Genomic DNA, 13,699 nt, shown 5'->3' on the forward strand with positions numbered 1-13,699 from the left:
CCTCACTCAGACAGCTGGTCGAGAATCCGCGGGCCGAGGTCGGTGACATCGCCCGCTCCCATGGTGAGAACGAGATCACCGGCCTTCGCCATTCCCGCGACGACCGCCGGCACCGCCGCCTTGTCGTGGACCGGTGTCACGTCCGCGCCGGCGGCCCGCGCCGCGTCGACGATCAGGGCGCTGGTGACGCCGGGCAGCGGGTCCTCGCGGGCCGGGTAGATGTCGAGGACCACCGAGGCGTCGGCGAGCGCCAGGGCCTCGCCCATCTCCTTGCCGAGCTCCTGCGTCCGGGAGAACAGGTGCGGCTGGAAGACGACGAGGATCCTGGCGTCGCCCGCCGCCGCGCGCATCGCCTCCAGGTCCGCGGTCATCTCCGTGGGGTGGTGGGCGTAGGAGTCGATCACCTGGACGCCGGCCGCCTCGCCCTTCAGCTGGAGGCGGCGCTTCACACCGGTGTACGCGGCCAGCGCGGGGGCCAGCTCCGCGGCGGGGACGCCCAGCGCCACACCGGCCGCCAGCGCGGCCACCGCGTTGTGCGCGTAGTGGCGGCCGGGGACGGAGACCGTGAAGGTGAGCTCGGTGCCGTCGAGGACGACGGTGACCTGGCTCTTGAGTCCCTGCGGCACCACCGACAGGATGCGGACGTCGGCGTCCTCGGACTCGCCGTAGGTCACCACCCGCACGTCGCGCGCCGTGACGCGGCGGGTCAGTTCGCGCGCGCCCTGCTGGTCGGCGGCGATCACCAGCGTGCCGCCCTCGGTGACGCGGTCCACGAAGGTCTCGAAGGACTCGTAGATCTCGTCCATCGAGGCGTAGTTGGCGTGGTGGTCGAGCTCCACGTTGAGCACGATCGCCACCTCGGGCGTGTACTTGTGGAAGCTGCGGTCCGATTCGTCCGCCTCGGCCACGAAGATCTCACCCTCGCCGTGCAGGGCGTTGGAGCCGGGCGCGTCGAGGTCGCCGCCGATCGCGTACGACGGCTTGAGGCCCAGTTCGCCGAGCGACACCGCCAGCATCGACGTGGTGGTGGTCTTGCCGTGGGTGCCGGCGACCGCGATCGGGCGCAGACCGTCCATCAGGGCGGCGAGCGCGTCCGAGCGGTGGACGACCGGGATGCCCAGCTCGGCGGCCCGGGCCAGCTCCGGGTTGTCCTTGCGGATCGCCGACGAGACGACCACGCAGCTGGCGTCGCCGGCGAGGTGCTCCGCGGCATGCCCGACGTGCACCGTCGCACCCAGCGCGCGCAGGGCGGCGGCGGTCTCGGAGTCCTTCGCGTCACTGCCCGCGACCTGGGCCCCGCGCTGCGCGAGGATCTTGGCGATGCCCGACATCCCGGCCCCGCCGATGCCGATGAAGTGCGGTCGGTCCATGGCGGCAGGAAGGCCGGGTGCCATGCGTTGTCTCCCCAAGATCCGGTACGACGATGAGCAGCGCCCTGTCACCAGAACGCCCCCCCAGCCTAGGGCCTACCCCCACCCCACACCTCCGGCCCCTCAGGGGCACGGGCGACCGCGCGCCCCACCACCCACGACCGGCACGCCACCGAACCGCGCGCCGAGCCACCCACGACCAGCACCCACCCGACGGACGCAGCCCACCGCAGGGGCGCGGGGAACTGCGCGACCAGCCACCCACAACCCGCAGCCCGCGCGCCCGCATCACACCCCGGCCCCCGCCCCCGCCCCCTACTCCTTGCTGTGCGAGAAAAGCTTCAGCACCGGCACCCCCACCTTGTGCCGCGCCCGCGAAGCCCAGTCACGGTGGAAGAACTCCTCCACATAGTGGGGATCCGTCAGGACGATCACCTCGTCCGCCCCCGCCTCCTCCACGAGGGACTTCAGCGCGTCGAGCGGATGATCCTCGATCAGCCGCCCCTGCGCCTCGCTGCCGGAGGCGTGCAGAGCCATCAGCGACACGTCCAGCGCCCGCTGCGCCGGCGCCTTCGCCTCCTCCCCCTCCGGTGTCTCGCCCTCCCGGGCGGCCTCGTCGATCTCGCCCAGCGCGACGTCGTCGATGGCGCGCAGCAGGCGGTCGGCCTGGTCGCCGCGCGGCTGGAGCAGCACCTGGAAGGCGACCGGCTCGTCGCCGTGCAAGGTGGTGACGAACTCCACGTCGGCGGACGTCAGGGCCTTCTCGATCATCAAAACGCTTGTGAACACCAGCGCCCCTTCTTCTGCGAGGGCCGTTGCCCTCTTGTCCTCGCGTGGGCCGTACCGCGTCAGGCCCTGCGGAAACCATCCTTCCCCGTGATCCCACGGGTCTGCGTGATTCAGTGTGCCTGCCGGAGAGGAAGCGGAACGGCACATTTCACCCACTTCGGGATCATTGCCGCCCTTCGAACCGCTGTCCGGCGTCACGGCCGCCGGTACCTGCTGAACAGGAAACCCTCCTCCTCCAGCAGGGACGCCAGGACGAACCGCCGCGGGACCGCGACCGGGGGCCCGCCCGCGATCCGCTGCGCGTCACCCGCGGTGAGCATCGGGGCGAGGGTCAGACACAGTTCGTCGAGGACCCCCGCGGCCACCCACTGCCCGAGCAGCCGCGGGCCGCCCTCGGTCAGCAGCCGGGTGTGCCCGAGCCCGGCGAGGGCCCGTACGGCACGGACCGGGTCCACACCGGTACCGTCCCCGGCGATCACCACCCCGGCGCCGGCCCTCTCCGCGGCGGCGATCCGGTCGGGGGGTGCCGCGGCGCCCGTGAGGACCAGGGTGGGCACGAGCGGCGAGGTGAACAGCGGAAGCGAGAAGTCCAGGTCGAGACGCGCGCTGACCACCGCGATCGCCGGGGCGGGCCCCTGTCCGGCCGCCTCCCGCGACGCCGCGAACTCGGCCCGCGCGCGGGCCGGGCGGTACCCCTCCCGCCGTACCGTCTCCGCGCCGACGACCACGACGTCCGCGAGCGCCCGCAGGGTGCCGAAGATCCGCATGTCGGTGGGCGTGGAGATGGGCTGCGAGCGGCCGTCGTGCTGGGCGGCGCCGTCGAGCGTGGCGACCATGTTGGCCCGCAGCCAGGCTCCCGGTCCGTCCTCGGAGGGCTCGGGATACGCGTACGCGGCGGCGAGTTCGGCCAGGCTCCACTCGCGCCCCGCCGCCCCGGCCCCGCCCTTCTCCAGGTTCCCGGGGCCTCCGTCCGGGCCCCCTCCGGAGACCTGGGCTGCTGTTTCGTCGGTCACAGGGAACAGGCGTCGCATGTCGTGCAGTCTGGCACGACCCTTAGCATGGTGAACCGTGTCGTCCTCGTCGTCCCCCGCCGCCTCCGGGACCAGCCCCATAGCTGACGCGGCCCCGCTGTCCCTGTGCGCCCGCGCGCCGCACGTCCCCGCGGAGCGGCTGGTCGCCGAGATGGTGCCGCCGCCGCGCTTCGACTCGGTGCGTTTCGACACCTACGTCCCCGACCCGAACCAGCCGAGCCAGACCGAGGCGGTCCGCGTGCTGGAGGGCTTCGCCGCCGGGCTCGGCGGGGCGCACGCGAGCGGCGCCGGCTCGGTACGGCGCGGGCTGTTCGGCCTCGGCAGGAACAGGGCCCCGAAGACGCCGGCCGGCCCCCGGGGCGTCTACCTCGACGGCGGCTACGGTGTCGGCAAGACCCATCTGCTGGCCTCCCTCTGGCACGCGACCCCGGCCGAGCCCGCGCTGAAGGCGTTCGGCACCTTCGTGGAGCTCACCAACCTCGTCGGCGCCCTCGGTTTCCAGCAGACGGTCCGCACCCTGTCCGGCCACCGCCTGCTGTGCATCGACGAGTTCGAGCTGGACGACCCCGGCGACACCGTCCTGGTGTCGACCCTGCTGGGCCGGCTCGTCGAGGCCGGTGTGGCGCTCGCGGCCACCTCCAACACGCTGCCGGGCAAGCTCGGAGAGGGCCGGTTCGCGTCCGCCGACTTCCTGCGCGAGATCCAGGGCCTGTCCGCGCACTTCCGCGCGCTGCGCATCGACGGTGAGGACTACCGCCACCGCGGCCTGCCCGAGGCACCGGCGCCGTACTCCGACGCCGAGGTGACGAAGGCGGCGCACACCACCGCGGGCGCCTCGCTCGACGACTTCCCGCGGCTGATCGAGCACCTCGCCAAGGTCCACCCCAGCCGTTACGGCGCCCTGACCGACGGTCTGACGGCCGTCTGCCTGACCGACGTCCAGCCGGTGCCGGACCAGTCGACGGCCCTGCGGCTCGTCGTCCTCGCGGACCGGCTCTACGACCGCGAGGTCCCCGTGCTGGCCTCGGGACAGCCCTTCGACCGGCTGTTCAGCGAGGAGATGCTGAACGGCGGTTACCGCAAGAAGTACTTCCGGGCGATCTCCCGGCTGACCGCGCTGGCCCGCGACGCCAGGGGACTTGTCGAGGGCGGCTGAGCGCCACCACGACGGCCGGAACGACCTGGGCGAGGTCGGGTTCGCGCCACCCGGCGGGCGGTTTCGGGCGCTCTTCCATCGGAAACGTTGCGTTAACCCTGCAAACAACCTCGCGGGGTTACCGTGTCTCTTGACCAGTCATTGACCAGCTGTTGGTCTGGACATGAGGCGTGAACGGCCGGGAAGGGGGCGCATGTTCCGAGGTGCGACGGTCCGGACCGTGCTCGCGGTCCTCTCCGCCGTCCTGCTCGCGCTTCCGCTCTTCGCTCCCACCCCGTCCTTCGCATCCGCGCACACGACAAGTCAGGCCAAGGCCAAGGCCCAGCCCGGAACCACGCTCCCGGACCCGGCGCCAGGCACCGAGACGGTCACGCACCGCCACTGCGACCACACCGGCGGCCCGGCCGGCCCGCTGCGCACCCGCGACCGGCACCGCGCCGCCGACCTCGCACCCGAGGTGCCCGAGCGCGCGTTCCCCGCACGGGACCCGGCCGCCCCGCGTGAACCCCTCAGGTCCGCCGCGCACCGCACCGCGAGATCCGTGCCGGACCGCTCCCCGGCCGTCCTCCAGGTCTTCCGCTGCTGACAGCGAGCACCGCCGACACCCCCGCAGTTCCCCCCACTTCGTCGTGCAAGCCCGACGCGCCCTGCGGCGCGCCAGGAGGAGTTCCCCATGCAGCCCCTCATCGACAACGCCCGCACCTTCGGACAGCGCCCTGAGGAGTTCGCCAGGCTGGCCGAAGGCCAGTCCCCCCAGGCCCTGTTCATCACCTGCTCCGACTCCCGGGTCGTCCCGGCCCTGATCACGGGCGCCCGCCCCGGCGAGCTCTTCGAGCTGCGCACCGCGGGCAACATCGTCCCGCCGTACGCCTCCGCGCACCCCACCGGCGAGGCGGCCACCATCGAGTACGCCGTGGAGGTGCTGGGCGTCCGCGACATCGTCGTCTGCGGGCACTCGCACTGCGGCGCGGTCGGCGCCCTCGTCCGCGGCGACGACCTGAGCGCCGTACCCGCGGTGCGGGACTGGCTCACCCACGCCGGCCAGCGACCGGCGGGCGCGGCGGAGGACCCGGCCGTCGCCGAGGGCGTGCAGAGCCACGTCCTGGCGCAGTTGCTGCGGCTGCGTTCCTACCCGTTCGTCGACCGGAGGCTGACGGACGGCCGACTGACCCTGCACGGCTGGTACTACGAGGTGCACACGGGGTCCGTGCTGACACACGACGTGTCCTCCGACACCTTCCGCGCGCTGTGAGGGCCGCCATGGACATACGCACCCGCTTCCCGCACCTGCGGCAGGACTTCGCCGCCTCACTCGTCGTCTTCCTGGTCGCGCTGCCGCTGTGCGTCGGCGTGGCCGTCGCCTCCGGGGTGCCGGCCGAACTCGGCCTGGTCACCGGCATCGTGGGCGGCATCGTGACCGGGCTCATGCGGGGCAGCAGCCTCCAGGTGTCGGGGCCGGCGGCCGGGCTGACCGTGCTGGTCTTCGAGGCCGTGCGGGAGTACGGCCTGCCCGCGCTCGGGGTGATCGTGCTGGCGACGGGCGCCCTGCAGATCCTGATGGGCGCCCTGAAGCTGGGCCGCTGGTTCCGGGCCATCTCGGTCTCCGTCGTCGAGGGCATGCTGGCCGGCATCGGGCTCGTGCTCATCGCCGGGCAGCTCTACTCGATGGCGGACGCCAAGGCGCCCGCCTCCGGCCCGGCGAAGATAGCCGGGCTGCCCGGAGCGCTCGCCGAGGCGGCCGGGGACCCCGGCGCCCTGGCGTCCCTCGGGCTCGGCGCGGGCACCATCGCCGTGCTGGTGCTGTGGAAGCGCGCGCCGAGGAGGCTGCGCGCCCTCCCCGGACCGCTCGCGGCGGTCGCCCTCGCGACGCTCGTGAGCCTGGCGTTCTCCCTGCCGGTGGCCACCGTGGAGGTGCGGGGGCTGCTGGAATCGGTGCAGCCGCCGTCCCTGGACGCGTTCGGCGGGCTCGCGGAGATCGGTCTGCTCGGCACGATCGTCGCGTTCACCCTGATCGCGTCGGCCGAGTCGCTGTTCAGCGCGGCCGCGGTGGACCGGCTGCACGACGGCCCGCGCACCCGCTACGACCGTGAACTGCTCGCGCAGGGCACGGGCAACGCGCTCTGCGGTCTGCTGGGCGCGCTGCCGATGACGGCGGTGATCGTGCGCAGCGCGGCCAACGTCCAGGCGGGCGCCCGCACGAAGGCGTCCCGGGTGCTGCACGGCGTGTGGCTGCTGCTGTTCGCGGCCCTGCTGCCGGAGGCGCTCGGGTACATCCCGGTCCCGGCCCTGGCGGGGATCCTGGTGTACTCCGGCGCCAAGCTCATCCCCGTAGGACAGATCGTGTCGTTGTGGCGCGAGCACCGCGGGGAGGCGCTGATACTGGTCGCCACTGCCGTGTCGATCGTGGCGGTCAGCATGTTCGAGGGCGTGCTCATCGGTCTCGCGCTGGCGGTCGCCAAGACCGCCTGGGAGGCCTCGCACATCCGGCTGGAGGTCGTGGACAAGGGCGCGGGCCCCGTCCAGGCGTACCTGTCGGGCAACGCGACCTTCCTGCGGCTGCCGAAGATCCTCGACGCTCTGGAGGCGCTGCCCCAGGACCGTCCCGTCGAGCTGGACCTGTCGGGTCTGCACCACCTCGACCACGCCTGCCGTACGGCGCTGGAGAGCTGGTCCGAGCGGCTCCCACACGTGTCGGCCTCGCTCGAAGCGGGAGGCGTCCCCTCGGCGGTCGGGCCGGAGGCGGTGCGGGTCACCGCCGGATAGCGACCGCGGCCCCGGGTGGCCGGTTCCGAGCCGTGCGTGGCCCGGGACCGGCCACCGGGCATATCGTTGCAAAAGAGACACTCAAGGCCTAACGGTCCTCTCGCAGAGGGGGGCGACATGCTCCAGGAGCTGGTGGTGGCGGCCGTGGCGGTGGGTTCCGCCGGCGTGGTGTACGCCGCGGCGGCGGCGCGGGTCGTGAAGCAGTACGAGCGCGGGGTGGTGTTCCGGCTCGGGCGGGTCGTCGGTGAGGCGCGCTCGCCGGGCCTGACCACGGTGGTCCCGTGGGTCGAGCGGCTGCGCAAGGTGAACATGCAGATCGTCACGCTGCCGATCCCCGCCCAGGAGGGCATCACCCGTGACAACGTCACCGTGCGGGTGGACGCGGTCGTCTACTTCAAGGTCGTCGATCCGACGAACGCGATCGTCCAGGTCGAGGACTACCGGTTCGCGGTCTCGCAGATGGCGCAGACCTCGCTGCGCTCCATCATCGGCAAGAGCGACCTGGACGACCTGCTGTCCAACCGGGAGAAACTCAACCAGGGCCTGGAGCTGATGATCGACAGCCCGGCGATCGGCTGGGGGGTGCAGATCGACCGGGTGGAGATCAAGGACGTGTCGCTGCCCGAGTCGATGAAGCGGTCCATGGCCCGGCAGGCGGAGGCGGACCGGGAGCGGCGGGCCCGCATCATCAACGCGGACGCCGAACTCCAGGCCTCCAAGAAACTCGCCGAGGCCGCCGCGCAGATGTCCGAACAGCCCGCCGCACTGCAACTGCGGCTGCTCCAGACGGTCGTCGCGGTCGCCGCCGAGAAGAACTCCACCCTGGTGCTGCCCTTCCCGGTGGAACTGTTGCGCTTCCTGGAACGGGCTCAGGAGCACCCGCACGAGCGGTGACGTGCCACGGGTGCGGTTCCCGGGCCGCCCCGCCCGGCGTGGGTGTGGGCGGGGCGGCGGGGCGGCGGGGCGGCGGGGCGGCGGGGCGGCGGGGCGGCGGGGCGGCGGGGCGGCGGGGCGGCGGGGACACTGAACCCGCCGGGGCGGGGTACCCGGCGGCCATGACCGAGAACGCGCACGTCAACGGCTCGTACTGGCTGGAGACCGCACCCGGCGGCGAGCCCCACCCCGCACTCGACGAGGACCTGAGCGTCGACGTGGCCGTGATCGGCGCCGGAATCGCGGGCCTGAGCACGGCCCGGGAGCTGGCGCGCGCCGGGCGGAGCGTCGCGGTGCTGGAGGCCGGACGGGTCGCGGCAGGCGTCACCGGCCACACCACCGCCAAGCTCACCGCGCTGCACACGCTCGTCTACGACCGGCTGCGCCGCACCCGCGGCCCGGAGGGCGCGCGGCTGTACGCCCGCTCGCAGAACGAGGCCGTCGAGCACGCGGCCACGCTCGTGGACGAACTCGGCATCGACTGCGACTGGGAGCGCCGGAGCGCCTACACCTACGTCCGCGACGCGTCCCGGCTGGACGAGGTCAAGGCCGAGGCCAGGGCGGCCCGGGCGGCGGGACTGGCGGCCGCCTTCACCACGGACACCGGATTGCCGTTCCCCGTGGCGGGCGCGGTCGAGGTCACCGGGCAGGCCCAGTTCCACCCCCGCAAGTACCTGCTGGCCCTCACCGGCGACCTCCTCGCGCACGGCGGGCGCGTGTTCGAGAACACCACGGTGCTGGGCCTGGAGGAGGGCGAGCCGTGCCGTCTGTCCACCGCGACGGGCGCGACGGTGACCGCCCGGGACGTCGTGGTCGCCACGCACTACCCCCTCTTCGACCGCGCCCTGCTGTTCACCCGCCTGTCCCCGCGCCGGGAGCTGGTGGTGGCCGGGACGGTCGCCGCCGACCAGGACCCCGACGGCATGTACATCACGCCGGAGGAGGACACCCGCTCGGTGCGCACCGCGCCGTACGGCACCGGCGGGCAGCGGCTCCTCCTCGTCACCGGGGAGCACTTCACTCCCGGCACGGGCGACACCCCGGCCCGCTTCGACCGCCTCCGCGCCTGGGCCGCCGAGCACTTCCCGGGCGTCGACCTCACGTACGCCTGGGCCACCCAGGACAACGACCCCACCGACACCGTGCCGCTGGTCGGCCCGCTGCATCCGGGCGCCCGTCACGCCTGGGTCGCCACCGGGTTCGGCGGCTGGGGCATGAGCGGCGGCATCATGGCGGGCCGGCTGCTCACCGCCCTGATCACCGGCGAGCAGTGCGCGTGGAGCGAGCTGTACGACCCGCGCCGGCTGCGGTCGGCGGTGCGCGAGGCACCGTCGTTCCTGTTGAACCAGGCGAAGGTGGCCCGCCACTTCGTCGGCGACCGGCTGCGGCCCGCGGAGCCGGTGGAGGCGATCGAGCCGGGCGGCGGCGCCGTCGTCCGCGCGGGGGCCGACCGGCTGGCGGTGTACCGGGACGACGACGGCGAACTGCACGCCCTGTCCGCCCGCTGCACCCACCTCGGCTGCCTGGTGGCGTTCAACGCCGCCGAACGGGCGTGGGAGTGCCCCTGTCACGGCTCCCGCTTCGACACGGACGGCAAGGTGGTGCAGGGACCGGCGACCCGGCCACTGGAGCGACGGGACATCTGAGCGGGTGACTCCGGCGCGGGCTCCCGCCGCGTTCACCTTCATATAGGACAAATCACCCTACGTTTTTCAGGTGATCCTTCTCGTACGACGTGTCGCCGCCGTCTGCGCCCTGAGCGCCGCCCTCACCGCCTGTGGCGCCGCCCGCGCCCCGCACCCCGCCCGTCCCGCCCCCTCCGCCGCCGCCTCCCGTCCCCCGACCCTGGCCCCCGGGCCGGCGGGGCTCACCCCCGTCTTCACGAACGGCCCCCGGACGCCGGACAGGACGGTCGCCCTGACCTTCGACGCCGACATGACCGCCGACGAGGGCCCCCGGGCCGCGAAGGGGGAACGCTTCGACAACCCGCAGCTCGTCGCGACCCTGCGGGCCCTGAAAGTGCCGGCCACGGTGTTCATGACGGGACGCTGGGCCGAGCAGTACCCGATCCAGGCGCGGTCCATCGGCCGGGACCCGCTCTTCGAGGTCGCCAACCACTCCTACAGCCACCACGCCTTCACCGGCGACTGCTACGGCCTGCCGACGGTGGCCGGGGACCGGATGCGCGAGGAAGTGGAGCGCGCGTACACCGCCTTCCGCAGGGCCGGGGTGCCGGACGCCATGCCCTACTTCCGCTTCCCCGGCGGGTGCTACGACCGGCGGGCCCTGAAGGCGCTGACCCCGACCGGCGTGACCGCGGTGCAGTGGGACGTGGTGAGCGGGGACGCGTTCGCGACGGACGCGGGTGCCGTGGCCCGGCAGGTGCTGGAGGGCGTACGGCCGGGCTCCGTGGTCGTCATGCACTGCACCCGCAGCGCCGCCCCGGCGACCGAGCGGGCCGTGCGGACCATAGTGCCCGCACTGCGCGCGCGGGGCTTCCGGTTCGTCCGGGTGTCCCAGCTGATCGGGGCCGCGGGCGGACGCCGCTGACCGGCCTACCCTGGACGAATGAGCGACGACGGCGAGGACACGTACCGCGCGGCCGGCACGAGCGAGGAGCCCACGGCGGACGGGCCGCCGTACGCGGAGTGCGTGCTGTGCCGGAAGCCGACGGAGTACCCGGAGTCCCACCGGGGGATCACCCTGTGCCCGGTGTGCGCGTGGCAGGAGGCCCAGCGCACGGCCTGTCCGGGGTGATCCACCGGCCCTCCGGGGCCCCGCGCGGGTCAAGTAGCCTGCGTCTGTGAGTGAGAGCCCCTTCCAGCCGGAGTCCGGCGCCCGCGACGAGGCGCCGCAGTTCGTCCTGCCCCTGGTCGTACGGATCGAACGCGACGCGCCGCCCGCCCGCACCGACGCGTTGGAGACCGCCGCCCGCGCCGTGCTGGCCGTCCTGAGCGACGAGCGGTCGGCCGGTGACGGCGAGTGGGCGCGGATCATGCGGGACTGGCAGGACGCGCGGATCCGCAAGGTCGTACGGCGGGCCCGGGGTGCCGAGTGGCGGCGGGCCGAGGCGCTGCCCGGGATCACCGTGACGGGCAAGGCGGCGGAGGTACGGGTCTTCCCGCCCGTGCCGCTGGACGGCTGGCCGAAGGACCTGGCCCGGCTCCAGGTCTCCGGCACCGAGCTCGACGACCCGGAACCACCGGCCGGCCCGGACGGGTCCTCGCCGGTGCTGTGGCTGAACCCCGGACTCGGCATGTCCGCGGGCAAGGCGATGGCACAGGCCGGCCACGGCGCCCAACTGGCCTGGTGGGAACTGTCGGACGAGGAGCGGACCGCCTGGCGCGACGCCGGTTTCCCGCTCGCCGTGCGCACCGCCGACCCCGCCCGCTGGCCCGAACTGACGTCCGCGGGGCTGCCGTTGGTGCGCGACGCGGGCTTCACGGAGATCGCCCCCGGCTCCTGCACGGTCGTCGCGGACCACCCGGCCCTGCGTTAGACCGGGTCCGGGCGGCTCTGCCCGTCCGGCCCCGCCAACGCCCGCGACTTTACTCGCCGTTTAGGAATCTTCCCGTCGCTTGGACATCCCGGACGCTCCCTTCGTACCTCCTGGCACCGGCCGGGTACGCCGCGCCGACGACCGGTCGGTACTCCGGGAGGCTCCTTCGCAGCGGACCCGAACCTCAAATGTTGCTCTGAACGTGCGGGGCGAGAGGTTGGGGCCCGGCCGGCGGGGCCATACCCCGGTCACGCCACGGCGCGCGGCCGGGCAGTCACCGGGAACGCCGAGGGCCGGACACGCGGAGGCCGCCGAGGACACCGAAGGGGGACGGGCATGGAACGACTGGGGACGGGCATCGGATGGCGGCCGGAGATCGCGGACGCCGTGGAGCGGATGCCGGGCATCGACTGGGTCGAGGCCGTGGCCGAGAACCTCTGCCCCGGACACCTCCCCGAGTCACTGCTGCGGCTGCGCGAGCGCGGGGTCACCGTGGTGCCGCACGGCGTCTCCCTGGGCCTCGGTGGCGCCGAGCGGCCCGACCCGGACCGTCTGACGGCCCTCGCCGAACGCGCCGGGGCGCTGGGCTCGCCCCTGGTCACCGAGCACATCGCGTTCGTCCGCGCGGGCGGCGCCCTCACCGCCTCCCCGCGGCTGGAGGCGGGTCACCTGCTGCCCGTCCCGCGCACCCGGGACGCCCTGGACGTCCTGTGCGCGAACGTCCGTGTCGCGCAGGACGCCCTGCCGGTGCCGCTCGCGGTCGAGAACATCGCGGCCCTCATCGCCTGGCCCGGCGAGGAGATGACCGAGGGACAGTTCCTGTACGAGCTGGCCGACCGCACCGGCGTACGGCTCCTCATCGACGTGGCCAACCTGCACACCAACCACGTCAACCGCGGCGAGGACCCGGCCAAGGCCCTCGCGGAGCTGCCCCTCGAAGCCGTCGCCTACGTCCATGTCGCGGGCGGTTTCGTCCGCGACGGCGTCTGGCACGACAGCCACGCCCACCCGGTTCCGCGGGAGGTCCTCGACATCCTGACCGACCTCGCCTCCCGCGTCCGCCCGCCCGGGGTGCTCCTGGAGCGCGACGACAACTTCCCGGAACCGGCCGAGCTGGAGCGGGAGCTGACGGCGATCGGGTCCGCGGTGACGGCGGGCCGCAGGGAAGCGGACCGGGCGGGGACCGACCCGGACCCGGCGGAGACGGACCGCGCGGGGGCCGGCAGAGCGCGGACGGACCTTGCGGGGGCCGGATCGACGCGCACCGACCGCGCGCTGGCCGGATCGACGCGCACGGACCTTGCGGGCGCCAGCCCGACACGCACAGACCGCACGGGCGCCGGCCCGGCCGGCGCGGACCCGGCCGGCGCGGACCGCCGCACGAGGGGCGGCACCCCCCACCCCCCTGCCCCGACCGCCGCCGCCGGCACCGACCCGGAGCCCACCCCCGCCCGTCAGCGCCTCGCTCTCGCGCAGGCCGCGCTGCTGTCCGCGCTGGTCGCCGGGACGCCCGTGCCCGAGGGGTTCGACGGGGTGCGGCTGGGCGTGCAGGCGCGGGCGCTGGCCGCGAAGCGGGCGGACGTCGTGGCCAAGGTCGCGCCCGAACTGCCGGACATCCTCGGACCCGCCTACCGGCCCGCCTTCCTGGCCTACGCCCACGGCTCCCCGATGACCGGCGGCTACCGCCGCGACGCGCTGGACTTCGTGGGGCGGCTGCTGCTCGCCGGGCGCCCCGAGGACGCTCGGACCCGCCGGGAGTTGCGCGCGTGGTGGCTGGAGCGGTCGGGTCCGGCGCCGCGCTCGCACCGGCCGGCGGTGCGGCTGGCCCGCGCGACCCGACGGGTCCTGCTGCGCCGGTGACCCCGGGGCGGCCCCCCGTCCACCTGCCGGCCACCGGAGTGTGCCGGGGTTAACACCGGGGCCGCCTCCGCGCGCCGGAACCATGATCTCGGCACACTTCCTCCACTTTTGGCCCCGTACGCCCCTCCTTCGCGCCCTTGCATTCGTCACCAATGTCCGCTGATCAACCTTTCGCCCCTGTACGGCAGTTGACCGCGACTCCGCAGTAATATGCCAATCCCGCACCCCGAGCGCACCGGCGTGCGGTGTCGCGACAGGAGGCACCTTGCGACCGCGACCACCCGTTCACGGCAGAGGC

General features: G+C 73.9%; 13 protein-coding genes. 10 read left to right on the top strand and 3 right to left on the bottom strand.

What is annotated here, in order from left to right:
* Positions 1 to 2: 2 nt before the first annotated feature.
* The 3 genes from murC to AC07AZ_RS02430 form a co-directional block, all read right to left on the bottom strand.
* Entirely contained in the window at positions 3 to 1,394 is a 1,392-nt protein-coding gene (gene murC, locus AC07AZ_RS02420; protein ID WP_478842934.1) for a UDP-N-acetylmuramate--L-alanine ligase, read from the bottom strand.
* Between the two features lie 291 nt (positions 1,395 to 1,685).
* Positions 1,686 to 2,141 (bottom strand): indole-3-glycerol phosphate synthase, encoded by a 456-nt coding sequence (locus AC07AZ_RS02425; RefSeq protein ID WP_478842936.1) that lies wholly within the window; start codon positions 2,139 to 2,141, stop codon positions 1,686 to 1,688.
* A gap of 212 nt (positions 2,142 to 2,353) precedes the next feature.
* Positions 2,354 to 3,190 carry a pyrimidine reductase family protein gene (locus AC07AZ_RS02430; RefSeq protein ID WP_478842938.1) on the bottom strand — a complete coding sequence of 279 codons (837 nt, stop codon included), beginning with the start codon at positions 3,188 to 3,190 and terminating at the stop codon, positions 2,354 to 2,356.
* 37 nt (positions 3,191 to 3,227) lie between these two features.
* Between AC07AZ_RS02430 and zapE the strand changes: the two genes are divergently transcribed.
* The 10 genes from zapE (at position 3,228) to AC07AZ_RS02480 (ending at position 13,401) form a co-directional block, all read left to right on the top strand.
* Positions 3,228 to 4,346 (top strand): cell division protein ZapE, encoded by a 1,119-nt coding sequence (gene zapE, locus AC07AZ_RS02435; RefSeq protein WP_478842940.1) that lies wholly within the window; start codon positions 3,228 to 3,230, stop codon positions 4,344 to 4,346.
* A gap of 193 nt (positions 4,347 to 4,539) precedes the next feature.
* Positions 4,540 to 4,932, top strand: coding sequence for a hypothetical protein (locus AC07AZ_RS02440; protein ID WP_478842942.1), 393 nt, complete (start codon positions 4,540 to 4,542; stop codon positions 4,930 to 4,932).
* 87 nt (positions 4,933 to 5,019) lie between these two features.
* Positions 5,020 to 5,598: a carbonic anhydrase gene (locus tag AC07AZ_RS02445; RefSeq protein ID WP_478842944.1), complete on the top strand. Its 579-nt coding sequence runs from the start codon at positions 5,020 to 5,022 to the stop codon at positions 5,596 to 5,598.
* An 8-nt stretch (positions 5,599 to 5,606) separates the two neighbouring features.
* Entirely contained in the window at positions 5,607 to 7,109 is a 1,503-nt protein-coding gene (locus AC07AZ_RS02450; RefSeq protein WP_478842946.1) for a SulP family inorganic anion transporter, read from the top strand.
* A gap of 117 nt (positions 7,110 to 7,226) precedes the next feature.
* Positions 7,227 to 8,003: a slipin family protein gene (locus AC07AZ_RS02455; protein ID WP_478842948.1), complete on the top strand. Its 777-nt coding sequence runs from the start codon at positions 7,227 to 7,229 to the stop codon at positions 8,001 to 8,003.
* 161 nt (positions 8,004 to 8,164) lie between these two features.
* Positions 8,165 to 9,688 carry an FAD-dependent oxidoreductase gene (locus tag AC07AZ_RS02460; RefSeq protein ID WP_478842950.1) on the top strand — a complete coding sequence of 508 codons (1,524 nt, stop codon included), beginning with the start codon at positions 8,165 to 8,167 and terminating at the stop codon, positions 9,686 to 9,688.
* Positions 9,689 to 9,758: 70 nt separating this feature from the next.
* Positions 9,759 to 10,592: a polysaccharide deacetylase family protein gene (locus AC07AZ_RS02465; protein WP_478842952.1), complete on the top strand. Its 834-nt coding sequence runs from the start codon at positions 9,759 to 9,761 to the stop codon at positions 10,590 to 10,592.
* 18 nt (positions 10,593 to 10,610) lie between these two features.
* Positions 10,611 to 10,799 carry a hypothetical protein gene (locus AC07AZ_RS02470; RefSeq protein WP_478842954.1) on the top strand — a complete coding sequence of 63 codons (189 nt, stop codon included), beginning with the start codon at positions 10,611 to 10,613 and terminating at the stop codon, positions 10,797 to 10,799.
* A gap of 46 nt (positions 10,800 to 10,845) precedes the next feature.
* The gene (locus AC07AZ_RS02475; protein WP_478842956.1) at positions 10,846 to 11,541 is read left to right on the top strand and encodes an aminoacyl-tRNA hydrolase; all 696 of its coding nucleotides are present in this window, start codon (positions 10,846 to 10,848) and stop codon (positions 11,539 to 11,541) included.
* A gap of 336 nt (positions 11,542 to 11,877) precedes the next feature.
* Positions 11,878 to 13,401, top strand: coding sequence for an MbnB/TglH/ChrH family RiPP precursor modification enzyme (locus tag AC07AZ_RS02480; protein WP_478842958.1), 1,524 nt, complete (start codon positions 11,878 to 11,880; stop codon positions 13,399 to 13,401).
* The last annotated feature ends 298 nt before the right edge of the window (positions 13,402 to 13,699 follow it).

Source organism: Streptomyces sp. NPDC043878 (assembly GCF_056435735.1).

Bases quoted from the DNA above. Each gene is read 5' to 3' on its own strand.
- AC07AZ_RS02455 (WP_478842948.1), top strand. From the start codon at position 7,227: ATGCTCCAGGAGCTGGTGGTGGCGGCCGTGGCGGTGGGTTCCGCCGGC.
- AC07AZ_RS02450 (WP_478842946.1), top strand. From the start codon at position 5,607: ATGGACATACGCACCCGCTTCCCGCACCTGCGGCAGGACTTCGCCGCC.
- AC07AZ_RS02470 (WP_478842954.1), top strand. From the start codon at position 10,611: ATGAGCGACGACGGCGAGGACACGTACCGCGCGGCCGGCACGAGCGAG.
- AC07AZ_RS02425 (WP_478842936.1), bottom strand. From the start codon at position 2,141: ATGATCGAGAAGGCCCTGACGTCCGCCGACGTGGAGTTCGTCACCACC.
- AC07AZ_RS02440 (WP_478842942.1), top strand. From the start codon at position 4,540: ATGTTCCGAGGTGCGACGGTCCGGACCGTGCTCGCGGTCCTCTCCGCC.
- AC07AZ_RS02480 (WP_478842958.1), top strand. From the start codon at position 11,878: ATGGAACGACTGGGGACGGGCATCGGATGGCGGCCGGAGATCGCGGAC.
- AC07AZ_RS02430 (WP_478842938.1), bottom strand. From the start codon at position 3,190: ATGCGACGCCTGTTCCCTGTGACCGACGAAACAGCAGCCCAGGTCTCC.
- AC07AZ_RS02445 (WP_478842944.1), top strand. From the start codon at position 5,020: ATGCAGCCCCTCATCGACAACGCCCGCACCTTCGGACAGCGCCCTGAG.
- murC (WP_478842934.1), bottom strand. From the start codon at position 1,394: ATGGCACCCGGCCTTCCTGCCGCCATGGACCGACCGCACTTCATCGGC.
- AC07AZ_RS02460 (WP_478842950.1), top strand. From the start codon at position 8,165: ATGACCGAGAACGCGCACGTCAACGGCTCGTACTGGCTGGAGACCGCA.